Source organism: Xanthomonas sp. NCPPB 2866 (assembly GCF_041475745.2).
Classification (GTDB): Bacteria; Pseudomonadota; Gammaproteobacteria; order Xanthomonadales; family Xanthomonadaceae; genus Xanthomonas; species Xanthomonas arboricola.
Genome location: NZ_CM192975.1, coordinates 4,774,719 through 4,796,416 on the forward strand (window position 1 = coordinate 4,774,719; position 21,698 = coordinate 4,796,416).

The 21,698-nt window shown below is 65.2% G+C and carries 20 protein-coding genes and 3 pseudogenes; 14 read left to right on the plus strand and 9 right to left on the minus strand.

The features are described 5' to 3' along the window. Positions 1-79: 79 nt before the first annotated feature. The 4 genes from ACCQ04_RS20230 to ACCQ04_RS20245 are packed head-to-tail and all read left to right on the plus strand — an operon-like array spanning position 80 to position 4,870. Positions 80-298 carry a DUF1656 domain-containing protein gene (locus tag ACCQ04_RS20230; RefSeq protein ID WP_024939640.1) on the plus strand — a complete coding sequence of 73 codons (219 nt, stop codon included), beginning with the start codon at positions 80-82 and terminating at the stop codon, positions 296-298. Beyond that, on the plus strand, positions 295-1,215 hold the full coding sequence (locus tag ACCQ04_RS20235) for an efflux RND transporter periplasmic adaptor subunit (RefSeq protein ID WP_180970689.1): 921 nt from the start codon (positions 295-297) through the stop codon (positions 1,213-1,215). The genes ACCQ04_RS20230 and ACCQ04_RS20235 overlap by 4 nt, the downstream gene beginning before the upstream one ends. Continuing rightward, a complete protein-coding gene (locus ACCQ04_RS20240) occupies positions 1,212-2,672 on the plus strand; it encodes an efflux transporter outer membrane subunit (RefSeq protein WP_126966931.1) in 1,461 nt (486 codons plus the stop codon). Before ACCQ04_RS20235 ends, ACCQ04_RS20240 begins: the two co-directional genes overlap by 4 nt. Beyond that, complete coding sequence (locus tag ACCQ04_RS20245; protein ID WP_226428063.1) at positions 2,669-4,870, plus strand: FUSC family protein; 2,202 nt, start codon at positions 2,669-2,671, stop codon at positions 4,868-4,870. The genes ACCQ04_RS20240 and ACCQ04_RS20245 overlap by 4 nt, the downstream gene beginning before the upstream one ends. 236 nt (positions 4,871-5,106) lie before the next feature. Here ACCQ04_RS20245 and ACCQ04_RS20250 read toward each other — a convergent pair whose 3' ends face one another. Next, positions 5,107-6,468, minus strand: a complete 1,362-nt coding sequence (locus ACCQ04_RS20250; protein WP_024939637.1) for an MFS transporter — start codon at positions 6,466-6,468, stop codon at positions 5,107-5,109. 393 nt (positions 6,469-6,861) lie between these two features. Here ACCQ04_RS20250 and ACCQ04_RS20255 point away from each other — a divergent pair, with 393 nt between their 5' ends. Together ACCQ04_RS20255 and ACCQ04_RS20260 are read left to right on the plus strand one after the other, a co-directional pair. Continuing rightward, positions 6,862-7,410, plus strand: a complete 549-nt coding sequence (locus ACCQ04_RS20255) for an RNA 2'-phosphotransferase (RefSeq protein ID WP_226428064.1) — start codon at positions 6,862-6,864, stop codon at positions 7,408-7,410. 176 nt (positions 7,411-7,586) lie between these two features. Then, positions 7,587-8,852 (plus strand): phospholipase D-like domain-containing protein, encoded by a 1,266-nt coding sequence (locus ACCQ04_RS20260; RefSeq protein ID WP_054591711.1) that lies wholly within the window; start codon positions 7,587-7,589, stop codon positions 8,850-8,852. Positions 8,853-8,892: 40 nt separating this feature from the next. Here ACCQ04_RS20260 and ACCQ04_RS20265 read toward each other — a convergent pair whose 3' ends face one another. Further along, positions 8,893-9,408 (minus strand): CcdC protein domain-containing protein, encoded by a 516-nt coding sequence (locus ACCQ04_RS20265; RefSeq protein WP_226428065.1) that lies wholly within the window; start codon positions 9,406-9,408, stop codon positions 8,893-8,895. A 270-nt stretch (positions 9,409-9,678) separates the two neighbouring features. Between ACCQ04_RS20265 and ACCQ04_RS20270 the strand changes: the two genes are divergently transcribed. The 3 genes and pseudogenes from ACCQ04_RS20270 to ACCQ04_RS20280 all read left to right on the plus strand — a co-directional run. After that, complete coding sequence (locus tag ACCQ04_RS20270; protein ID WP_016902163.1) at positions 9,679-9,885, plus strand: hypothetical protein; 207 nt, start codon at positions 9,679-9,681, stop codon at positions 9,883-9,885. Next, on the plus strand, positions 9,872-10,984 hold the full coding sequence (locus tag ACCQ04_RS20275; protein WP_016902162.1) for a type II toxin-antitoxin system RelE/ParE family toxin: 1,113 nt from the start codon (positions 9,872-9,874) through the stop codon (positions 10,982-10,984). The genes ACCQ04_RS20270 and ACCQ04_RS20275 overlap by 14 nt, the downstream gene beginning before the upstream one ends. 133 nt (positions 10,985-11,117) lie before the next feature. Further along, positions 11,118-11,165 (plus strand): annotated as a pseudogene (locus ACCQ04_RS20280) (FitA-like ribbon-helix-helix domain-containing protein); the annotation flags it as partial. A gap of 96 nt (positions 11,166-11,261) precedes the next feature. On the opposite strand, the gene ACCQ04_RS20285 reads toward ACCQ04_RS20280, so the two are convergent. Continuing rightward, on the minus strand, positions 11,262-11,822 hold the full coding sequence (locus ACCQ04_RS20285) for a hypothetical protein (protein WP_184551203.1): 561 nt from the start codon (positions 11,820-11,822) through the stop codon (positions 11,262-11,264). A 666-nt stretch (positions 11,823-12,488) separates the two neighbouring features. Between ACCQ04_RS20285 and ACCQ04_RS20290 the strand changes: the two genes are divergently transcribed. Then, a complete protein-coding gene (locus ACCQ04_RS20290) occupies positions 12,489-14,114 on the plus strand; it encodes an alpha/beta hydrolase (RefSeq protein WP_226428066.1) in 1,626 nt (541 codons plus the stop codon). An 80-nt stretch (positions 14,115-14,194) separates the two neighbouring features. On the opposite strand, the gene ACCQ04_RS20295 is transcribed toward ACCQ04_RS20290, so the two are convergent. Further along, on the minus strand, positions 14,195-14,596 hold the full coding sequence (locus tag ACCQ04_RS20295) for an antitoxin Xre/MbcA/ParS toxin-binding domain-containing protein (protein WP_065033331.1): 402 nt from the start codon (positions 14,594-14,596) through the stop codon (positions 14,195-14,197). Between the two features lie 298 nt (positions 14,597-14,894). Between ACCQ04_RS20295 and ACCQ04_RS20300 the strand changes: the two genes are divergently transcribed. Continuing rightward, complete coding sequence (locus ACCQ04_RS20300; RefSeq protein ID WP_226428067.1) at positions 14,895-15,350, plus strand: hypothetical protein; 456 nt, start codon at positions 14,895-14,897, stop codon at positions 15,348-15,350. 85 nt (positions 15,351-15,435) lie between these two features. Further along, positions 15,436-15,771 carry a hypothetical protein gene (locus ACCQ04_RS20305; RefSeq protein WP_047126556.1) on the plus strand — a complete coding sequence of 112 codons (336 nt, stop codon included), beginning with the start codon at positions 15,436-15,438 and terminating at the stop codon, positions 15,769-15,771. A 57-nt stretch (positions 15,772-15,828) separates the two neighbouring features. On the opposite strand, the pseudogene ACCQ04_RS20310 reads toward ACCQ04_RS20305, so the two are convergent. The 3 genes and pseudogenes from ACCQ04_RS20310 to ACCQ04_RS20320 form a co-directional block, all read right to left on the minus strand. Next, positions 15,829-16,528: pseudogene (locus ACCQ04_RS20310) on the minus strand (DUF2306 domain-containing protein). A gap of 115 nt (positions 16,529-16,643) precedes the next feature. Then, on the minus strand, positions 16,644-16,973 hold the full coding sequence (locus ACCQ04_RS20315; protein ID WP_046345163.1) for a hypothetical protein: 330 nt from the start codon (positions 16,971-16,973) through the stop codon (positions 16,644-16,646). Positions 16,974-17,091: 118 nt separating this feature from the next. Further along, positions 17,092-17,988: a pseudouridine synthase gene (locus ACCQ04_RS20320; protein ID WP_226428068.1), complete on the minus strand. Its 897-nt coding sequence runs from the start codon at positions 17,986-17,988 to the stop codon at positions 17,092-17,094. Positions 17,989-18,192: 204 nt separating this feature from the next. Between ACCQ04_RS20320 and ACCQ04_RS20325 the strand changes: the two are divergent. Next, a pseudogene (locus ACCQ04_RS20325) lies at positions 18,193-18,324 on the plus strand (IS5/IS1182 family transposase); the annotation flags it as partial. Between the two features lie 8 nt (positions 18,325-18,332). On the opposite strand, the gene ACCQ04_RS20330 reads toward ACCQ04_RS20325, so the two are convergent. Next, positions 18,333-19,259 carry a hypothetical protein gene (locus ACCQ04_RS20330; RefSeq protein WP_226428069.1) on the minus strand — a complete coding sequence of 309 codons (927 nt, stop codon included), beginning with the start codon at positions 19,257-19,259 and terminating at the stop codon, positions 18,333-18,335. A 721-nt stretch (positions 19,260-19,980) separates the two neighbouring features. Continuing rightward, on the minus strand, positions 19,981-20,670 hold the full coding sequence (locus tag ACCQ04_RS20335; protein ID WP_226428070.1) for a Fic family protein: 690 nt from the start codon (positions 20,668-20,670) through the stop codon (positions 19,981-19,983). Between the two features lie 306 nt (positions 20,671-20,976). On the opposite strand from ACCQ04_RS20335, the gene ACCQ04_RS20340 reads away from it, so the two are divergent. Continuing rightward, positions 20,977-21,309, plus strand: coding sequence for a lipoprotein (locus ACCQ04_RS20340; RefSeq protein ID WP_039513672.1), 333 nt, complete (start codon positions 20,977-20,979; stop codon positions 21,307-21,309). The last annotated feature ends 389 nt before the right edge of the window (positions 21,310-21,698 follow it).

The window sequence follows — 21,698 nt, forward strand, 5'->3', positions numbered from 1 at the left end:
CGACGCAGGTTGTGACGTTCCGGAAGGCCCGGTGCGCATTGCGCACGGCGCCGGACGTGGTTGTTCCCCCTTGCCCAGGATGTGCCCGATGTACGGCGAATTCAGTCTCTACGGTGTGTTCGTTCCCACCTTGCTGGCGTTGATGACGCTGGCCTACCTGCTCAACAGCGCCATCGGCGCGCTGCTGACCCGGGCCGGTGCGTACCGGCATATCTGGCACCCGGCGCTGTTCAACCTGGCGCTGTACATCGCGCTGCTGGGCGGCCTGTTTTCCCTTACCCGTTGGATGCAATCGTGAAAAAGCTGATCAAGAACGCGGGGCCGGCGCTGTTGACCCTGGCAATGGTGGTGGTGGCAGCCGTGGTGCTGCAGCACCTGTGGCGTTATTACATGGAAGCGCCGTGGACGCGCGATGCGCACGTGGGCGCCGATGTGGTGCAGGTGGCGCCGGATGTGTCCGGGCTGGTGGAGGAAGTAGCGGTGGCCGACAACCAGGCGGTGCGGCGCGGGCAATTGCTGTTCGTGGTGGACCGTGCGCGCTATGCGATCGCGCTGGAGCAGGCGCGCGCCGCGCTGGCCGAGCGCCAGGCCACCTTGAGCCAGTTGCGCCGCGAGATCGCGCGCGACCGCAGCCTGCAGGACCTGGTCGCCGCCGAAGATGCCGAGGTACGCCGCTCCAATGTGCAGAAGGCGCAGGCGGCGGTGGCCACCGCGCAATCGGCGGTGGACCTGGCCCAGCTCAACCTGGACCGCACGCAGGTGCGCAGCCCGGCCGACGGCCATGTCAGCGACCGCACCGTGCGCGTGGGCGATTACGTCAGCGCCGGGCGCCCGGTGGTGGCGGTGCTGGATACCGGCTCGTTCCGCGTCGATGGCTATTTCGAAGAGACCCGCCTGCAGGGCGTGCATGCCGGCCAGCGCGTGGACGTGCACCTGATGGGCGAGCCGGCCACCTTGCATGGGCATGTGCAGAGCATCGCCGCCGGTATCGAGGACCGTTACCGCAGCGGCAGCGCCGGCGCCTTGCCCAACGTCACGCCGGCATTCGACTGGGTGCGGCTGGCGCAGCGCATCCCGGTGCGCATCGTGCTGGATCGGGTGCCGGCGCACGTGCAGCTGATCGCCGGGCGCACCGCCACCGTGACCATCCTGCCGGACGCCGTGCGCGACGCCGCCAGCGCGCCTGCCCGCGTGCCGGCCAAGGCCGCGCCATGAACCGCACCGGATTGCGTCCCCTGGGACTGGCCACGCTGCTGGCCGCATTGAGCGCCTGCACCACGGTCGGCCCGAACTACGCGGTGCCGGCGGAGTCGGCCTACCAGCGCCCGGCCGCCAATGCCGCGTTTGGCGACACCGGCAACGACCAGGTGCAGGCCGGCGCACCGCTGCCGGCACGCTGGTGGGCGCTGTACCAGGACCCGATGCTGGATGGCCTGATCGAACAGGCCTTGCGCGACAACGTCGAGTTGAAGGTAGCCGGTGCCAACCTGCGCCGCGCCGCGGCGGTGTACGAACAGGCGCTGGACGCGGGCGGTTTCGATTACGAGGTGGAGGCCGGCGTCAGCCGCGCGCAGGTCTCGGCCGAGGCCTTCCTGCAGCAGGAAAAGCTGCCGGTGTTCAACCTGGCCGACGGCAAGTTCGGGGTGTCGTATCAGTTCGATCTGTTCGGCAAGCTGCAACGCGGCGCCGAGGCCGCGCAGGCCGACACGCAGGTCGCCCAGGCCGCGATCGACCTGGCGCGCGTCAACGTGGCCGCGCAGGTGGCCGGCAGCTACGTGGAGATCTGCCACGCCAACCACGAGCTGCACGTGGCCGAGCATTCGCTGCAGTTGCAGCAGCGCAGCCGCGACATCACCCAGCGCCTGATCGCTGCCGGCCGCGGCACCCCGCCCGATCTGGCCCGCGCCACCGCGCAGGTGGCGATGCTGGAAGCGGCGCTGCCGCCGCTGCGCGCGCGCCGCCAGGCCGCCGGTTACCAACTGGCCGCGCTGCTCGGCAAGACCCCCGGCGAGGTGCCGGCCGGTGTGGACAGCTGCGCGCACGCGCCGGCCCTGCAGCGGCCGATTCCGATCGGCGACGGCCGCGCGCTGCTGGCGCGTCGCCCGGATGTGCGCCAGGCCGAACGCCGGCTGGCGGCGGCCACCGCGCGCATCGGCGTGGCCACCGCCGAGCTGTATCCGGATATCCGTCTGGGCGGCTCGATCGGTGCCACCGGCCTGCTGGCCGACTTCGGCGAGCCGGCCACGCATGCCTGGTCGTTCGGCCCGCTGATCTCGTGGACGCTGCCATCCGGCGGTGCGCGTGCGCGCGTGCGCGCCACCGAAGCCGGCGCGGACGCGGCGCTGGCGCAGTTCGACAACACCGTGCTGCAGGCGCTGCGCGAGGTGCAGACCGCCTTGTCGCGTTACGCGCAGGATCTGGACCGCCTGCATCTGCTGGAACAGGCGCAGCAACAGGCCGACCTGGCGTCGGCGCAGAACCGGCGTTTGTACCAGGGCGGGCGCACGCCGTATCTGTCCAGCCTGGATGCCGAGCGCACGCTGGCCACCGCCGACATGACGCTGGCCAATGCGCAGGCGCAGGTCTCGCAGGATCAACTGCAGCTGTTCCTGGCGCTGGGCGGCGGCTGGGAAGCGGCCGCCGGCCGCACCGACCCGACTGCCGCGCGATGAGTGCGCTGCTGCGCGATCGCCAGGCCTGGCTGTTTTCGGCCAAGACCTTCGCCGCCTCGATCGCGGCGTTGTACGTGGGGCTGGCCGGCAACCTGTCGCGGCCGTACTGGGCGATGGCCACGGTCTACATCGTTTCCCAGCCGCTGCTCGGCCCCACCCGCGCCAAGGGCGTGTACCGCGTGCTCGGCACCTTGCTGGCCGGCGCGGCCACCCTGGTGATGCTGCCGAACCTGGTGGAAACGCCGCTGCTGCTCAGTGCGGCGATGGCGTTGTGGCTGTCGGCCTGCCTGTTCCTGGCGCTGCTCAATCGCGGCCCGCGCGGTTATGCGTTTTTGCTGGCCGGCTACACCACCGCCTTCATCGGCTTCCCGGCAGTGACCGCGCCGGAGGGCATCTTCGACACCGTGGTGGCGCGCAGCGAGGAGATCATCCTGGGCACGGTGATGGCGGTGCTGTTCGCCGCGCTGGTCTTCCCCGCCTCGGTCAAGCCGATGCTCACCGCGCGCATCGGCAACTGGATGCAGGACGCCGCGCAATGGTGCCGGCAGGTGCTGCAGCGCGGCCCGTCGCAGGCACCGCGCAATCGGCTGGCCGCCGATCTGGTGCAGTTCGAGGCCTTGATCGCTTTCGTGCGCCACGACGACCCGCGCCATGCCGGTGCCGTCCCCACGCTGGAGCAGCTGCGCGCACGCATGCTGATGCTGCTGCCGGTGCTGTCGTCGATGGCTGATCGGCTGGATGCGTTGCAGCGCGATGGGTCTGCGTTGCCGCTCGCCACCGCCACGCTGCTGGAGGACGTCGCAGCCTGGGTGGACCAGAGCGAGGACGCACGCAGCGATGCAGACGTCGGCGCCTTGCGCGCACGCATCGCCGCACTGCGCCCGGTGGTGGATCAGGACATCGAGCATCTGCTGCTGGCCAGCCTGCTGCTGCGGCTGGAAGAGCTGCTCGACCTGTGGCAGGACTGCCGCGCGCTGCAGCGGGCAGTGGTGCACGGCACGGCGACGCCGGTGCTGCGCGCGATGCCGGCTGCGGCGAGACAAGCTGCAACGGCGGAATCATCCGAACGGGCTGACACTGAACACAGCGAACCTACTGTGCGTTCGCGCACGCAATCCTCGTTGCTGCAGCGGCTGACCTGGTCACCGCGCAACACAACCGATGCGCCGGCAGCGGCCAGCACCCCCCGCCATATCGATTTCGGCATGGCCGCGTTTTCCGCCCTCAGCGCGGGCTTTGCGTTGATGGCGTACTGCGTGCTGTGGATCGGCATCGGCTGGGAAGGCGGCGGCAACGGCGCGATGATGGCGGCGGTGACTGCCGCATTCTTCGCCGCGCAGGACGACCCGGCGCCGAGCATGCTGTCGTTCCTGACCTGGGCGGTGGTGGCCAGCGTGGTCGCCGGCATCTATCTGTTCGGCATCTTCCCGGCCATCCACGATTTCCCGATGCTGGTGTTGGTGCTGGCGGCGGTGTTCCTGCCGATCGGCGCGTTGCTGCATCGCCCCAAGACCATGCTGATCGCGCTGCCGCTGGTGGTGAACCTCACCGCGCTGCTGAGCCTGCAGAACACCTACAACGCCAATATCCAGAGCTTCGTCAACGCGGCGGTGGCGATGGTGCTGGGGATTGGATTTGCCGTGGTGCTGACGCGCTTGTTCCGCTCGGTGGGTGCCGAATGGAGCGCGCGCCGGCTGGTGCGCCAGGGCTGGCGCACGCTGGCCGATGCCGCCGAGGGCCGCGGCGCGCAGGACCGGCAGCACTTTGCTGCCCGCATGCTGGACCTGCTTGGCCTGCTCGCGCCCCGGCTGGCATTGACCCCGGAAGGCAGCGAGCTGGCCTCGGTGGATATGCTCAACGAAGTGCGCGTGGGCTTGAACATCCTGCAACTGCGCAGCGCGCGGCATGGTTTGCCGCAGCCGAGCGTTGAGGCCGTGAACGCGATCCTGGCCGATGTTGCCGCGCACTACCGGCAACAGATCGCGCACAAGCGCCCGCTGCCTGCGCCGGATGCGCTGCGTGCGCGGCTGGATGCGTCGCTGGCGCGCGTCGGCAAGGTGCCGGCGGGTGCGCATCGCGATGAGGCGCTGCTGGGGTTGATCGGCTTGCGTTACAGCGTGTTTGCGCAGACGGCGCTGCATACCCAGGCAAACGCCGATACTGAGTCGTCCTTAGCCCATCTCCCTGCGGGGCGATAAGGCACTGCCTGCGCGCCACTGGCGCGCGTGCCTTGGAGCGCCTGCGCTGCTGGCGCGGGCCGGGGCGCGGTGCGGGTTGGGGTGAGGGGTCGTGTACCAATCCACGACCGCAGGATCGATGCTTCACCTTGCGGCGCGTGGCGACGCGCTTACCACGGTCGGCGTGCCAGTCACCGGAGGCGCCCCGCATCCGCCCCTTCGGGGCCCTTCTCCCGACGGGAGAAGGGCAAAGCAGATCAGCGCTTGCGCTGATGCATCGCTGCTTCGTCGTCCAGCCAGTTGCTGCCCTTGTTGGTCAGGAAGAACATGTAGACCACCAACGACACCGCGATCACTGCCGTGGCGTAGATCACGAACTCGCTGACGTGGCCGGTCTTCAACGAGGCCTGGTACAGCAGCGGCGCGGTGCCGCCAAAGGCGGAGTTCGCCAACGCATAGCCCAGGCCCACGCCCAGCGCGCGCACATGGGTGGGGAACAGCTCCGCCTTCACCACCGCATTGATCGAGGTGTAGCCGGTCAGGATCACAAAGCCCACGGTGAGGATCGCGAACGCGGTCAGCCAGTCGGTCTGCTTGGGCAGCTCCATCACCAGGAACCAGGTGTAGAGCACCCCGCCGATGCCGAAGAACACCAGCAGGCTCTTGCGCCCCACGATATCTGACAACCAGCCGCCAACCGGCTGCATCAGCATCAGCACCGTCAGCGCGACCAGGTTGATGATGGTACCGGCCATCACGTCGCCACCGGCGAACGCGGTCTGGATCATCTTCGGCCCGGTGACCGAATAGGTGTAGAACGCGATCGTGCCGCCGGCGGTGATCAGGAAGCACAGCAGCAGCGGGCGCCACTGGTTGACGAACAGCTCGCGCATCGAGCCCGACGCCTTGGCCTTGCCGGTGCGCGAATCGGCGATGGATTCGGAGCTCAGCGACTCGTCCATGGTCTGCCGCAGCCAGAACACCACCAACGCACCGATGCCGCCCAGGCCGAACGCCACGCGCCAGCCCCACTCGGACACCTGCGGCGCATCGAAGAAATGCAGCATCACCAGCAAGGTGGTCTGCGCCAGCACGTGCCCGCCGACCAGCGTGACGTAATGGAACGAGGACAGGAACCCGCGCCGGCCGGGAATCGCCGCCTCGGACATGTAGGTGGCGCTGGTGCCGTACTCGCCGCCGGTGGCAAAGCCCTGCAGCAGGCGCGCCAGCAACAGGATGATCGGCGCGGCGATGCCGATCGTGGCCACCGTCGGCGTCACCGCGATGACGAACGAGCACAGCGCCATCATCGACACCGAGATGGTCAACGCCAGGCGGCGGCCGTAGCGGTCGGCGAAGCGGCCGAAGTACCACGCACCGATCGGGCGCATCAAAAAGGTCATCGCAAAGATCGCCCACACGAACATCGTGGCGTTCTTGTCTTCCTTGGAGAAGAACTGCGATTCGAAGTAGGTGGCAAACACCGAGTAGACGTAGACGTCGTACCACTCGACCAGATTGCCGGCCGATCCCTTGAGCGTGTTGGACACCGAACGGCGAAGGCTACCGGGGGCTGCGCCAGAACCGGCGGCGATCGGAGACGTTGGGGGTGCGCTCATGCAGTCAGAACCTTGTGGGTGGGACACCCCGGAAGTATAGGTGCGTGCTTGTGTGACGCATGTAAGCATTTCGGCGCATATACAGGCTTGGCAACGGCCCGCAGCGGCGCGCGCTTCAGTCCGCTTCCGACGGTCGTCGGTGTGTCGCTTGCGGCCGTGGGCAACCGCGCAACTGCTGGTTTCTGCCAGTGACGCCCGGCACTCGCTACGGCAGCACCTGCCTGAGCGTCTCGATGAATGCACGCAGCCCGGGGGCAATCTGTCGATGCCCCGGGTCATACGGCACCAGTCCCGGCACCGCCGGGCACCACGGCTCCAACACGCGCGTTGGCCACCTGGATGGGTCAACATTGCCGGCATCACTGGCCGCAAGGACGCTTCAGGCGCCGCCGCATGAGCAAGCACCATACCGACATCAGCAAGTTCCTCAGTTTCGTGCTGCGCCACGAACCGCAGGCGATCGGACTCACGCTCGACCCGGAGGGCTGGGCCGAGCTGGACGCGTTGATTGCCGGCGCCCGGGCCCACGGCACCGCGCTCGATCTGGAGCTGATCCAGGCGGTAGTCGCCGGCAGCGACAAGAAACGCTTTGCGCTGTCTGCCGATGGGCAGCGGATCCGCGCGGTGCAGGGGCATTCCACCCCAACCGTGGCCTTGCAGCTCGAGGCCAGGGTGCCGCCCGAGGTGCTGTATCACGGCACCGCCACGCGCTTTCTCGAAGCGATCATGGCCGAGGGCTTGCGCCCCGGCCAGCGTCACCATGTGCATCTGTCCGACAACCCGCAGACCGCCGTATCGGTGGGGCAGCGCTACGGCGAGCCAGTGGTGTTGCAGGTCGACGCCGGGCGCATGCATCGCGACGGCCTGCCGTTCTTCCAGGCCGACAACGGCGTCTGGCTCACCGCGCAGGTTCCGGCAGCATTCCTGATCCGCCCGCGCTGAGCTGACGCAAAGCAGGCCTGCCACCGCCTTCGGTGCGCGGTGCCGGCCAGCACCTGGGCCGGCATGGACACGCGCAGACGCCGGACCCATCCCCCTTCACGGCCCCCATGCCGCCCGCCTTGCCAGAATGCCGGCCGCTTGGGGCTGTCGATGGCAGGGGAACCGGAGTTGGATGCATGACATGGATCATCGTGGCCACGGTCGTCACCACGCTGGTGGTGGGGCTGCTGCTGCTCAACTTCGCCACGCCCGAGAAAAAGCTCGAGCACATCCCCAGCCATTGCTACGACGTCGCCGACCCGCAGTTCAAACGCGAGATGTCGGTGTTGCTGGGTCCGGCGATCCTGCCCGGCAACAAGATCCAGGTGCTGCACAACGGCAGCGAGATCTTCCCGGCGATGCTGGCCGCCATCCGCAGCGCGCAACGCACCATCACCTTCGAAACCTATATCTACTGGTCTGGCGAGATCGGCCGCGAGTTCAGCCAGGCGCTGTCCGAGCGCGCGCGTGCCGGGGTCAAGGTGCGCGTCACCATCGACTGGGGCGGCAGCCTGAAGATGGATGCCTCGCTGGTGCAGGACATGACCGACGCCGGGGTGGAGGTGCATCGCTACCGCCCGCTGACCTGGTACAACCTGCACCGCGTCAATAACCGCACCCATCGCAAGCTGCTGGTGATCGATGGCCGCATCGGCTTCACCGGCGGCGTTGGCGTGGCCGACCAGTGGATGGGCGACGCGCAGGACCCGGAGCACTGGCGCGACTCGCATTACCGCATCGAAGGCCCGGTGGTGGCGCAGGTGCAGGCCGCCTTCAACGACAACTGGATCAAGAGCACCGGCCGCGTGCTCAACGGCGCCGAGTACTACCCCGAGCTGGCACCGGCCGGCGACAGCGACGCGCAGCTGTTCGTGGCTTCGCCCGCCGGCGGCAGCGAGAGCATGCACCTGATGTATCTCATCGCCATCGCCGCGGCGCGCAGCTCCATCGACCTGGCCGCCGCCTACTTCGTGCCGGATGCGCTGATCACCCGCTCGCTGCTGGAAGCGCGTGCGCGCGGCGTGCGCATCCGCGTGCTGCTGCCGGGCAAGCATATCGATGCGGTCTCGGTGCGGCTGGCCTCCAAGGCCAGCTGGGAGCCGCTGCTGCAGGCCGGCATCGCCATCCACGAATTCCTGCCCACCATGCTGCACACCAAGCTGCTGATCATCGACGGCCTACTGGTCTCGGTGGGCTCGACCAACTTCGACATCCGCTCGTTCCGCCTCAACGACGAGGCCAGCCTGAATGTCTACGACCGTGACCTGGCCGCGCAGATGACCGAGGTGTTCGAGCGCGACCTGCAACGGGCCGAGCTGTACACGCTGGAGCGCTGGCGCACGCGGCCGCTGCGGCAGAAGCTGGGCGAGAAGCTGGTGGTCCCGTTCCGCTCGCAGGTGTAGGCAACGGCCTTCCCCCACCTGGCAGTGAGCGCACCCGCGCTCAGCGCTGCACAGCCTGCAGCCGCAGCTTGCGCAGCCGCCACCACAGCCCGCCAACGTGCACCAGCGAGTACAGGACCAGCGCCGCGGCAATACCCAGCGTCATCGGGCTGGCCTGCGAGCCGGCCGCCGCCGCGCCCGCGCTGAAGGCGCCATCGGCCCAGCGCCAGGCCAGGCGCCCGAGCAGCACCAGCGTCAGGCCGCCGCCGATCCACGGATTGGGCGTATACCAGCCGCGCCCTTCCACCCATTCGGCATGCGTGTAGCGCAGCGACAGCGCGCCCAGCCCGATGCCGACCAGCGTTCCGGCGGCGATCCCTGGCCGAACCTGCGGCAGGCCATACACCGCAAACGCCAGCGCTGCCGCCGCAATGACCAGCACCACGGTACGCACCGCGGTGCTCACCGGCTTCCACGGCTGGCGGCCGAAGCTGCGCCGGATGCGCCGGTAGTAGAGCAAGGCGATGGCCGCCATCGACAGATACGGCGTCAGCGGTGCGATGGCAGCAGCGGGCATGGCGATTCCTTTGCGGGGTGAGGTGACCGACGCAGAATGAAACCGGCCCCCGCAGCGAACAAGGTGCCAAGTGTCACTTTCTGCGCGCACAGGCGGGTTGCCCGGGCGGCCACCGCCGCGCGCGGCAATCGCGGCAGGCGACCGACCTTCGCGCAGGACCGGCCTGCCGGCTACTGCCTGTGAACGCCCCAGCCGCGCGCCAGCCATTGCCACACGCGAAGCGGAGCCGCACGGGTAGACTTGCCGGCAGAGTTCCCCCACCGCAGTGCCATGTCCGCCATCAAGCAAGAAGCCCGCACGCTGATCGACACGCTGCCCGAGACGGCAGGATGGGACGACGTGGTTCGCGTCGTGGACGCCGCCAGCTTCGAGGCGGCCGTGTTGGACGGCATGGCCGCAGCGGATCAGGGCGCCTTTGCCGCGCCGGCACAGGTGAGCGCACTGTTCGCCAGATGGGGCGTTGATGTTGCGGCGTGACTGGACCGTCCCGGCCGCCAGGCAACTCGCACACGCCCAGGATCACTACCACGCGCTCAACCCGACCGCCGCCGCCGCGATGGCGCGGCAGGTGCTGGAAGCCACCCGCACCCTGGCCGAGCAACCCGGCCGCGGCCGCGCCGGCCGCGTCGCCGGCACCCGCGAATGGGTGGTCAAGCAAACGCCCTATGTGCTGGTCTACCGCGTGCGCGACGACGCGCTGCAGCTGTTGCACGTCCGCCTGGAGACGCAGGACTGGCTGCCGCGCACCGAGCCACTGATCGAACGCATCGAGCCCTGGATCGCCGCGCTGATCAGCGCCCTGCTGCATGTGCTGATGCTGCTGATCCTGCTGTCGGCCTCCACACCCACCATGACACCGCCGCAGGGCTCGGCCAGCGGCGGCCGCACCAAGGTGGATTTTGTCGGCGACACCTCCACGCCCGAGCAACCCACGCCCTCGCCGACACCGACTCCGCCGTCGCAAACGCCAGCACCCGTGCAACCGCCGCCGGCCGCTTCGCCGGTGCAGTCCACCCTGGTCAAGACCGCCAAGAACCCGATCCCGCCGGCAGGCAACACCCGCCGCGGCGGCCTGGTCGAGCAGCGCCAGACGCAACCGGTGCAGCGCCCCACCCCGCCGCAACCGCCGGCAGAACCCTCGTCGCCGCCGCAGCGCCGCCCCGAAACCTGGACCGGCCGCCCACCCGGCATGCTCGAAGAAGAAGCCGATGCCGCCGAAGACGGCATGTCCAACACACCCACCATCAGCGAAGGCCGCCGCCGCGACCGTAACAACGCCCAACCCAGCATGGATGTGGGCGGCTACCAGGTCTATTACGAAGTGCGCAGCGAAACCCAGCTGCGCAACTGGCGCGACCAGGGCATGAAGGAAGTGGCCATCATCCTGCCCGGCACCCAGTACCGCATGGTCTGCCCGCTGGAAGTCGCGCTCAAGCGCGGCTCCAGCAAATGCCGCCTGCTGCCGCCGGACTCGCCGGAGCTCAAAGACATCGGCGATGCCCGCGAGGTCATCAACATGATGGAGGTCTACAAGCAAGGCGAGCCGGTATGGCGCGGGCCCGGGCCGTATCGGTGAGTGGTGGGGCCAGGTTGGCCCCTGGTTTCACTTACTGCTTGTGCGGGGATGACTGCTTCGATACCGGGTGACGTTGTTTGAGTGCTCGCACTTTCCTGAAGTGCAAGCAACCTGATTCCTGCGCGAGGGCGACATGCCTTCTTTCACCGTCCGCAATATTCCCGACGACGTGCATCGTGCAATCCGCGCGAGGGCTGCACTGCACGGCCGCAGCACCGAGCCGAACGAGCCGAAGCTGCCTTCGGCGCGTTCATCGATTACCCGGCGGTTGCAGACATCAGCGGCCCTGGTCTTTGCCCAGTTTGGTACCCAGTGCTCCCTTGAACGGCGCCGGATTGCTGGTCACCAGGCAGTTGTAGGTCTTGTCGCTGTTGAGAACCAGCACGGACGACTGCGGCCCCTTAAAGTCCAGCCCGACCGAGAACAGCACATAGGTGTTGGGCAGCGCGCTCGGCCGAAACGCACCGAAGGCATACTCCCCGGACAAGCCCAACGGTGACAGCGGTATCGTCACCGTCATCGGCTGCGTGCCCCCCGGGGATGGCAGCGACGAGGACGCAGACATCATCTTGGACTGCACGTCGATGGAGTACTTGGTGGTGACCGCCGAGCCCAGGTACTTGGAACCCGGTGCGGAAACCTGCTTGCGACAGGCCGCGATGTCTTCGGGTTTCTGATCCTGCTGGCCCGTCTGCAGCGTGGCAAAGACATAGCTCAACGTGACCGTATCCGTCCCGGTGACCGGTGCGGCAACGGCAGCGTCCATGCACAACGCGGCCACGACGAGTGAGAGGCCACAGGCCGCAAGCGCACCGCGATAGCTGGTTTTACGTTTCATTTCGATCGTTCCCTGGTGTGTGATGCAAGGTGTCGGCAGCGGCTGCCGCTTGCGCCTTGAATGGACATTCGCAATGGCACCTGTGCATAACGCCAAGCGGCAGATGATCGATTGCGTACGATGACGACATGCGTCTGTGCGGAAGCACCACACCTACGCCACCCAGCTGGCCACGCCGCTGGTGGGTTCATCGTTGAAGACCAAGGCCTCGCAAACCCGGCAAATCGTCTCAACGACGTCGTTGCGTGATGCAGTTTGGAATTCGGAGCGAGTACCGTGTCTGTTTCTCGAAACAGACATCCGTCCAGACCGCACGTAACGCATTGACCACAAGACCAAACATAATCTGCCGCAGCAAGTGCGCCTCACCGGGAAAAGCGAAATCTAAAGCCGACATCAGATTGGCTGACTGTCAGACATTTACCGGCATGAAACTGACGCTGACTTTCGTTTTGGTTACTTGGGGCTGGCCCAGCTTTATGCCGTGGCTCGCGATGCCGGCCGGAGTCGGTGTCGCGTCCGGTTGATGATGGGAGCGCTGGAGCGGGCAGATCGGATACGGTGACCAGACCTCGCGTTGGTGGCGCACGGCCGGCCGGGAACTGGCTACAGTCTGCACAGGGCCGTGTGCGCCCACTCCATCCACCTGCGTTCCCAAGGATCTGCATGTCTCTGCATCGTCTTGCCCCCCGCCTGGGTCTGGCCGTTGGCCTGTTGTGCGCCTGCTGCGCGCACGCCGCCGCACCGGCAGCGGCCCATCGCCTGCTGCGCGTCACGCTGGACGGGGCGAGCGACCAGCCCGTGTCCGGGCGCCTGCTGGTCTTCGCCACCCTGGCCAAGGATGCCCAGGCCGCGGCCAAGGATGGCAAGGACGGCAAAGCCGGCAAGGTGGAGGAAGTGAGCGTGAACCCGTTCCGCCCAACCGCGGTGGCGGTGGCGGCGCAGGAGGTGACCGCGCTCGCCCCCGGTGCCAGCGTCGAGATCGACCTGGACAACATCGCCTTCCCCAGCGGTTTTTCCGCACTGCCGGCCGGCGAGTACCTGTTCCAGGCCGTGCTGGATCCGGACCACAGTTACAGCTATGCCGGCCGCGATGGCGGCGACCTGTTGAGCGAGGTCACCGCGGTGACGCAGGGCAAGGGCAAGCCGTTGCCCACGCTGACGCTCAGCAAGCAGGTGCCCGCGTCGGACGACCCGTGGCAGGTGTCGCCGCGAGCGCCGCAGGCGATCCGCGACGCCATCCCGGAGGCCAGGCTGCATAGCGCGGACGCCTCGCTGGTCAGCCCGTCGCTGAGCGCGTTCTGGGGCCGGCCGGTGTCGCTGCGCGCCCGCGTGCTCACCCCACCCGGCTACGACGCCAAGGCCTCCACCCGCTACCCCACCGTGTATGTCACCCACGGCTTCGGCGGCAACTACAACCGCTTTGCCGGCAGCATCGCCGCCACCTGGAGCGCGATGGCGGCCAAGCAGATGCCGCCGATGATCTGGGTGTTCCTGGACCAGTCCACGCCCACCGGCACCCACGAGTTCGCCGATTCGGTCAACAACGGCCCCTGGGGCACCGCGCTGACCGAAGAGCTGATCCCCGCGCTCGAACGGAAATACAAGATGGACGGCAACGCCAAGGGCCGGTTCCTCAACGGGCATTCGTCCGGCGGCTGGGCCACGTTGTGGCTGCAGACGCGCTACCCCAAGCTGTTCGGCGGCACCTGGTCCACCTCGCCCGATTCGAGCGACTTCCACGACTTCACCGGGCCGGATCTGTACGCGCCCAATGCCAACGTCTACCGGCGCCCGGACGGCAGCCAGTTCCCGCTGATCCGCGACCAGGGCAAGGTGGTGGCCGACCTGGAAACCTTCGCCAAGCTCGAACGCGTGTTAGGCCCCTACGGCGGGCAGATGACCTCGTTCGACTGGGTGTTCTCACCGCGCGGGCCCGACGGCCGCCCGGTGCCGATGTTCGACCGCGACACCGGCAAGGTGGACCCGGCCGTGGTGGCCTACTGGCGCACGCACTACGACATCGCCGCGCGCGTGGCCGCGCAGTGGCCCACGCTCAAGCCGGATCTGGACGGCAAGATCCACCTGATCGTCGGCACCGCCGACACGTTCTACCTGGATGGGGCCGCGCGCAAGTTCCAGGTGGTGCTGGACGGCCTGGGCGCAAAAAGCGACTTCCGCTATCTGGAAGGCCGCACCCACTTCGACCTGTACAAGGAAGGCGAGGACAGCAACGCCTTGATGAAGAAGATTGCCTGGGAGATGTACGCCGTGGCGCGGCCCAAGCAGTAGCGCGCCGATGCACGGCCGGCGCTGCCAACCGGCGTGCCGGCCACCGGCACGCCAGGGCGCGGCGTCACCGGCCCCGATGCTCAGGCCGAGCGCTTGGGCAATTCCCACTCCAGCTGCTGCCTGAGCACCAGCAGCAGCACCTTCAGGCTGCCGCTGCGGACCAGCGCGGCCGGCGTCTGCCCGTCCAGCGCGTTCATGGGCTTGCGGAACCAGCCAATCAGCGCCTCGTTGTTGCCGCCGTTCAACGCCCAGGCGTGGCAGACGATCTCGCCCAGGTTCTCGATGCCGGTGCTGCCCAGCAGCTTGAGGTGCTCCGGCGTGAAGGCGAACAGCGACAGCACCAGCTCGGCATCGGCGGCCTTGCCGTGGTCGACTGCCATCTGCTGGCTGTGCGCGGTGTTGTAGGCCGCCCCGTGCGCGCGGAAGTCTTCGGCACGCCGCATGCCGGTGAGCAGTGATGCAATGAGGTCGGCGCGTTCCATAAAGCAGTCCAACGGTGTGATAGCGCGCACGCTATCCGCGTCGTCGCCTCCGCTCAATCAGGAGTCTCCTGACAGCGGCGATGGGCGTCAGCGGCCGTTGCATTACGCGCCAGCCGGCCCGTGCGGGGTTGGCGGGCCGGCGGTGGCGGCCGATTGCCGCTCAAGCGCGCCCGCCTGGAAGCGGCGCCAACCATTGGCAGCGCTTAACGCGGGGATTGCTAGCATCCGGGCGCGTCACTGGCAGCAGCCCGCCTGCAGGGCTGCCGTATTGGAGTGTCATCTCATGAGGAGTTGTCAGATGCCCTGGAAATCCGCCCTCGCCGTACTTGCCCTGTCCACCGCCGCGCTGCCGGCGCTGGCCCAGTCCGACCGCCAGGTGGTCGAGGACATGCTCACCCGCTCGGCCAATGTCTGCCCCGGCCACAGCACCGACCGCACTGCGCCCACCGTCAAGGCCGTGCCCGTGGGCGCGCTGCGGGTGATGCTGGAACGCGGCTTGGTCATGTGCCCGGACCGCCGCCTGGATGCCGCTGCACCGGCGGTGTTCTACGGCCGCCTGGGCGTGTTCGCCTGGAACCCGGAAGTGCCCGCCGGCAAGACGGTGATCGTCAAGCAGATCGATACCATGACCCGCAACGAGGAATACCCCGCCGAGACGCTGGTGTGGGACGCCAAGGGCACCGCGCTCAAGCAGCAGACCGTGCCGATGTTCGAGCCCAGGCCGGGCGCGGCGGTGTTGTACAAGGTGCGTTGAGCGCAGGCACACGCCACCGATGCGCGACCCATTGCAACCACACACCCTGCGCCCGCGCGATCGCGCAAGGCGACGCAGGCGCAGGGTGTGGCTAGGCATCGGTATTGTCCTGCTGCTGGTCGCACTGGGCGGCTACCGCTGCACGGCAAGCCCGGCCGAGCAACGGCAGCAGACGTACTGGCGCGACAAAGCCGAGCGGGAACTAACACCAGGCATGTCGCAAACGCAGGTACTGGCTTGGGCGGAGCGCAATGCGCTGCGTACCGCCATGGGCATGGGCCCCACGCTCATGGCCGCCCCCGTGCGAACGCGGTGGCCGCATTTTCCCTGCGCAACCACGTTCACCATGATTTCGCTGACGTTCGATGCGCAGGGAACGCTGGTTTCCTTCCGAGTCGGTCGAGGGGGCACCTGTCTGTAGAGCGGCAGTTGCCGCCTGGTCCACGACGCGCGCTGCATTGGCTGGTTGCGCTGCGTGTCAGGCCTCAGCGAGCGTCGATTCCGACGCCGGCACCCGCCGGGGCTGCGGACAGCCGCACGTGCCGGCGCGCTGCGTTGGCGATGGCGCTCCCCACCTTGTGGATCAGCAGCGGCACCGCCCAACTGGCCCATAGCAGCGCCGCGATCGCGCCCGGCGAGGGCGCAATGCCGGCCCCCACTGCCGCATAGAGCGCGACGCGAAATACCACCGGCGCCAGCGTCACCAGATACGCCCGCACCATCCAGCGTCGGTGCCGGCCAACCCGCCCGCGACGGATGGCCACCAGGCCCACGGACGCCGCCACCAGCCACGCCGCTTCCGTCGCTGCGAAGGCCACGCGGATCGCCATCGGCGCAGGCGAGGTGGCGATCAACCCGGTGGCGCCAAGCATCGCCACCAACATGCCAACGAAATACGCACGCCCAACCCAGCGGTGCACCCATGCGTGCCTGCGCCAGCCTTGCGTGGCGAACTGCAACGTGCCCAGGGCGATGCCGGCGGCACCGCCACCCAGGTGGCACCACAGCCAGCCGCGCCGGGTCAGGAACATGGCGTATGCCGGCGACTCCAGCGCGGCGTACTTCAGGTACACGTGGCGCACGAACTCGGCCGCGAGCGCGGCCAGCGCAAGCCACAGCAGCCCCCACGCCACGCGGGCGACCGGCCTGCCGCCAGCAACCGCAACACCGTCGCGCATTGGATCGACCCGCATGCCCCGCTCCTTCGGCCAGCCTGCTCTCGGCAGCGGAACGCTAGCATGGACATGCAGCAGGAGCGTGGGCGCGATCGTAGGTGCGGCGCGGAGGGAAGACTTACGCCTGGCGCTGCATTGCGTGCGATGCCGGATCAACACCGTCGCTACCGAGCCGCTGCTCGTAGATCTCGTCGACTACACCGCGCACCGCGCGGGCGGCATTGAAGATGCTCTCGCCCAGAACCGACAGACTGGTGGCATCCAGCGGCTTGCCGCTGCACACCGCCACCATGTCGCTCTGCGCAGTGATCGTGCGCAGCAGCGTATGGAACTGGTCGATCTGCTGCAGGGTGACGCCGAAGGTGAAGGACTCTGCGTGCGTTTCTATTTTTGCCGCTGGCCGCACGCGCTGCTGAGTATTGGTCATAAGGGCTTTCGAAGTGGTCATGGCGTCCGTCCTCGACGTGAGCGGACGGGGTGTCCGCAAAGCCACCGTAGCGCGCTTTTTCGGATATCTGAAAACCAGATATTTCGCCTGATTTTTTAGCGAAGCACAGGCTTGCGTCTCAAGCCGATTTTGTCGGTTCGATCGTCGCGGTGAAGCGCCGAGGCTCACCAGTGATCGGGTCATCGAATGCCAACGTGTGCGCGAACAATTGCAGCGGCCGCTCCGGATCATCGGGCCGCTGATCTTCCAGCTGTGGATAGAAACGATCATGCAGAATCGGCGCGCCCAGCGCGGCCATATGCACGCGCAACTGGTGCTTGCGCCCGGTGACCGGCTCCAATCGATACGTCCACGTGTCTGCACCGCGCGCGACCACATCGATCACCGTCTCGCTGTTCGGCTCACCCACGCCCTCGCGCATGCGGAAGAACGGCTCGCCCGGCTCCAGCCGGCTGCGATGCACATACGGAAACCTCAGCCCCGGCAGCGGTGGTGCCACTGCCAGATAGTGCTTGCGGATGCGTCGTTCGCGGAACAGCGCCTGGTAGATCCCGCGCGTGGCCGGGTTGGCAGAGAACAACACCAATCCGGCGGTGTCGCGATCGATGCGGTGCAGCGGCACCAACGCGGGGTTATCGAAGCGCCGCACCAAACGGGTCAACAACGTCTCGCGCACATACACGCCTGCGGGCACTACCGGCAGAAAGTGCGGCTTGCACGCCACCACCACGTGCGCGTCGGCATGCACCACGGTTTCCGCCGCCGCGACGACGGGCTCATCTGCCACTTCGCGGAAGTAATAGATCTCCGCACCCAATCGATACAGCGCCGACACATCCAGCACCTGCGCATTCGCGTCCAGCACACGCCCACGCGCGAAGCGGTCACGCCACGTGGCCGCATCCACACTCGGGAAACATGCGCATAGCGCCTCCAACACCGTGCGCCACGGGCCGGACGGCAGCTGGAACTGACTGGCGGGAATACCGTCGTGGATCGGGCGAGGAGCAGACATGGCCACAGCAAAAGCGCACTCAAGCAGATGACCTGGGATCGTACCTTGTCGCGTCGATTCTCTGCGCAGTGACTCTGACCTCCTCCCTATAACTTGGAGCAGCCAGAACTAGAGGATTCGGCGACACTCAGACCCAAGGAGGCACATCGGTTTTGCTCGGGCATAACGCCGGGAGGCCACCGCACAATCATGCCCAGATGCTAGATCGTTGAACGCAGTTTCGCTTGGTTGAAGAAGAACAGGCAGCTATGGAAAAACTGCCAACGCAAGCTCAATATCAGCTTGCAGTTCGCCCACCTATGTTTTCTGAGTATTATTTTACTCAGAAGACTTTGAAAAATTTCTTAGGGGGAACCACAAATTTTTGTGGCGAAGCCATACCTCGCCGATTCAACGTAGCGCAGAGGCTTCCACTCGGAGAAAAGTACTTTGGCCTCAGCTGATTCTGCTCCACTTGACCTCAGACGGAGGATATCTAACCGATTATAAAGCTGCTTCGCTCGTGCTTCCGATCCTGGAGGCAAGCCAATGACAATCCGTTCGTAGATAGCCAAAGAACGCGCAGCACTCTTTTTCTTAATCGCCTGTCCCAGAAGGCTTTGCCGTGTCCCGTATTCCGGCCAAGGATAATAGGCGTCGGCCAAGCTTATTGCCACGGCCGTGTCGCCACTGGCAGCAGCCTCTAGCGCAAGCTGTTCAGCATGCTGTTTAAAGGCAGCAAGCTCCTCTAGATTTGCAATCGTGTCGCTCAAGCGGAAAGGCCTTCCAGTTACGTAAAATCTCATACTTGAAGCATCACCAATTTCAGCAGCGCTCCTCCAATACGCGACGATGTCATTAGGTGGAATATTAGGGACGCCATCGCACTCCATTGTTTGATGATCAACAGTCGAGAGCGGGCCTCGAGACGTCAGGAGCCCACTTTTCTCTCCGAGTTGAGAGCTGCTATTGCTTACTTCTGCCGCATCTCGGCATTTGGTAAGAAGCTCTGCAAGCTCGCAAGCGGCCTCCTTATCTCCACCCCTCGCCGATTTCAATAAGATTGCCGCACGGTGAGGTAAGGAGACCGCTGGACCGGAATATATTTTATTTCTTTTTGAATCAGTAGCTTTAGTTCCTAATTCATCGACTTGTACTTTTTGCTCTGCCGACTGTGAGACTACTTGGACAAGCGATCCTTCAACGTTGCTTCTGCCTAACGAAAAATGCCAAATAGCTAAAACAACAAGGATAATTAGAACTATGGTTATGCTTTTGTGAAAATTGCTCACTACTATTCTCTCAGAAATGGCGTATTAAAAGGCACTAGGTTGATGACTAGTGCCTCCTTGTAGCTACCATCTTTATTCTGCCGCCGGTAATTTCAGGATCCTAGCGATGGGTCCGGTGATGGTGCTCCGCACTCATCAAGTTTGAGACCTCCACCCCAGGTCGAACTTCCTCCTATCAACTCAAGGTCTGTCGCACTCGAATCAATCGATGGCCACAAAGGAGGGTTTGTCCAGTTACCGCCGTAAGTCTGTGCAGTTCCATCGTCATAAATAACTTGGATGCCATCCAATCGGAAAAGCCAGAGATATAGCTGCCCCTCATACGGCCGATTAAAATACTGTCTGGCTTGCCATCTTGCGTTCTCAAGCCTTACCTCTCGCGGTGAAGAGCAAACTGCCGGAGTGGGATTCCCGGCTTGCCGGGGCATGTAATAATAATTATATGGAGAGGGCTCCCATGGATTACAGTTACATGGAAGGTTGGGGTCCTCAACGACCGGTGGTTCGCAGGAATAAGTCTCCCAAGGCCCGCAAGACGCTTTTGCGTCATCAGATACGGCGATGCCCCCGAGCAGTAAAATTGCTCCAATTGCTAGTTTCAGTTGCACGTGATGCATAAGTCTCCTTCCTTTTGCAAAAAATAGATTTCAACGTTACGTACAGATGGGTCGGCAAAATTTTCTGGCGGCCATCCAATCGCTTGGGTCGTAGTCCGCTAAGACTAAGTGGCACTAGCATCGAAATTTGCAACTAATGCCTGCTCTACGAATGTAATTAAACGGTCAGGCGAACTAATACGTGCAACATACATAGCTTTTACAAAGTCAAGCTTGTGCTGCTCAATATAAGCCAGAAGCACCATCGCTTTGCTTGCAGCTTCGCCTCCTCTTTTATCTGAGATGCCCAGAAGAGCTACACGGGAAATTCGTCCGTTGCCATCAGAAAAAGGGTGCACGTGCAGAAAAAAAAACAAAAAGAAGGCGAACATAGATGAGTCGTTTTCGATACTAACGCAAGCATCTATGAGCCATTCAATTTCAGACTTGATTTCGTACTCGGCAGCCAAAAAGCCCATCGGCTGACTAGTTGTCATACCTACAACAACCGCTGATTTTCTGAACCTAGATCGTGATGCACCTATTATTAGACAGTGAGTGGCAAGAATTTCTTTTATAGATAGCTGTCCAATCTTTCGGATCAATGCTTGAAGAATAGCAACGAGGTCTTTTTCGGCCTCAACCAGTTGAAAATAATCTGGCATTCTACATACAACGCTGGACGCAACGACATTTGTTGCTCGAGTGGTCTCAGCCAAATTCGGCCTGGAATAAACTAGACTTTTATAGTTCTTAAAATCTTCGATCGTGGCACGAGGCGGCCGAAAGATTTCTGGAAGATACGCAAATTCCATTTCACTTTATTTCCTTATTAGCAAGCCGAAAATATTGCATAGCCGATGCAAAGTCAATATGCACACGTTTGACGTCATGTGGCGCGCTCAGAGCGGCTAACAAACTCTTGCTTCGCCGCCACGCGGGCGCGGCCGGTGTTTGGAATGATCGTGTACATCGCGTACACAACGGTTCCTCTGCGCAGTCCATACCCAGCCTGCTACGTTTTTTCAGCCGCTATTAGGTCCAAGGCGTCGCGAGCACCTTGACCTCTCATACATCCCCCACCCGCCATCCTCGTCGCAGACTCAACTGGAGAACACACGATGATGAAGTGGATGGGCACCGCGCTGGCCGCGGCACTGCTGGTGAGCGGTTGCGCCAAGGAGGAGGGCGAGAAGTTCGTCGGCCACTGGGTCAACGTGCAGACGCAGGAAGAGACGATGGACATCGAGCGCAATGGCGAGACCTTCATGGTCCGCAGCACCACGCCGAAGTTCTTCAGCCGCAAGCCCAAGACCGAGAGCTACCCGGCGGTCTACAAGGACGGGGCGCTGCAGGTCACCAACGATGGCGAGACGGTGAACTTCGCCATCGACGCGGCCAACGGCCACCTCAACACCGGTGGCGAGCAGTACCAGCGCGTGCCGGCCAAGTAAGCCCGCCGCTGTCGCCAGCGCCCGCGTGTGGACCTTGCCGGCCGCACGCGGGCGTTTGCGTTTGTGGCCAGCCGGCCACGCCGAAGGGCTGCCGGCGCCCGCTGCGTTGAGCAGGCGCCGGGCCGGACGCACCGCCTGTCGCCCTGTCTCGCTCTCCCCCTGCCCTTCCCCCCCGCGCAAGCCGTACAGTGCGCAGGCACGCCAGGGTCATGGCGCTGCCCGACCGATCAATCCAGCAACTACGAGGGTGTCATGAGCAAGGGGATGGACCAGAAGAAGAGCCAGAAGAAAGAGCCGACCAAGACGCTGAAGGAAAAGCGCGCGGCCAAGCAGGAAAAGAAGGGCAAGTAAGCCGCCCGGCCTGCCAGACGGCAGACGAGGTCAGGCGC

Coding starts and splice junctions, on each gene's coding strand:
- ACCQ04_RS20290 (WP_226428066.1), top strand. CDS start 12,489: ATGTCTCTGCATCGTCTTGCCCCCCGCCTGGGTCTGGCCGTTGGCCTG.
- ACCQ04_RS20340 (WP_039513672.1), top strand. CDS start 20,977: ATGATGAAGTGGATGGGCACCGCGCTGGCCGCGGCACTGCTGGTGAGC.
- ACCQ04_RS20250 (WP_024939637.1), bottom strand. CDS start 6,468: ATGAGCGCACCCCCAACGTCTCCGATCGCCGCCGGTTCTGGCGCAGCC.
- ACCQ04_RS20285 (WP_184551203.1), bottom strand. CDS start 11,822: ATGAAACGTAAAACCAGCTATCGCGGTGCGCTTGCGGCCTGTGGCCTC.
- ACCQ04_RS20295 (WP_065033331.1), bottom strand. CDS start 14,596: ATGGAACGCGCCGACCTCATTGCATCACTGCTCACCGGCATGCGGCGT.
- ACCQ04_RS20260 (WP_054591711.1), top strand. CDS start 7,587: ATGACATGGATCATCGTGGCCACGGTCGTCACCACGCTGGTGGTGGGG.
- ACCQ04_RS20275 (WP_016902162.1), top strand. CDS start 9,872: ATGTTGCGGCGTGACTGGACCGTCCCGGCCGCCAGGCAACTCGCACAC.
- ACCQ04_RS20255 (WP_226428064.1), top strand. CDS start 6,862: ATGAGCAAGCACCATACCGACATCAGCAAGTTCCTCAGTTTCGTGCTG.
- ACCQ04_RS20240 (WP_126966931.1), top strand. CDS start 1,212: ATGAACCGCACCGGATTGCGTCCCCTGGGACTGGCCACGCTGCTGGCC.
- ACCQ04_RS20320 (WP_226428068.1), bottom strand. CDS start 17,988: ATGTCTGCTCCTCGCCCGATCCACGACGGTATTCCCGCCAGTCAGTTC.
- ACCQ04_RS20245 (WP_226428063.1), top strand. CDS start 2,669: ATGAGTGCGCTGCTGCGCGATCGCCAGGCCTGGCTGTTTTCGGCCAAG.
- ACCQ04_RS20265 (WP_226428065.1), bottom strand. CDS start 9,408: ATGCCCGCTGCTGCCATCGCACCGCTGACGCCGTATCTGTCGATGGCG.
- ACCQ04_RS20270 (WP_016902163.1), top strand. CDS start 9,679: ATGTCCGCCATCAAGCAAGAAGCCCGCACGCTGATCGACACGCTGCCC.
- ACCQ04_RS20315 (WP_046345163.1), bottom strand. CDS start 16,973: ATGACCACTTCGAAAGCCCTTATGACCAATACTCAGCAGCGCGTGCGG.
- ACCQ04_RS20230 (WP_024939640.1), top strand. CDS start 80: ATGTGCCCGATGTACGGCGAATTCAGTCTCTACGGTGTGTTCGTTCCC.
- ACCQ04_RS20335 (WP_226428070.1), bottom strand. CDS start 20,670: ATGGAATTTGCGTATCTTCCAGAAATCTTTCGGCCGCCTCGTGCCACG.
- ACCQ04_RS20300 (WP_226428067.1), top strand. CDS start 14,895: ATGCCCTGGAAATCCGCCCTCGCCGTACTTGCCCTGTCCACCGCCGCG.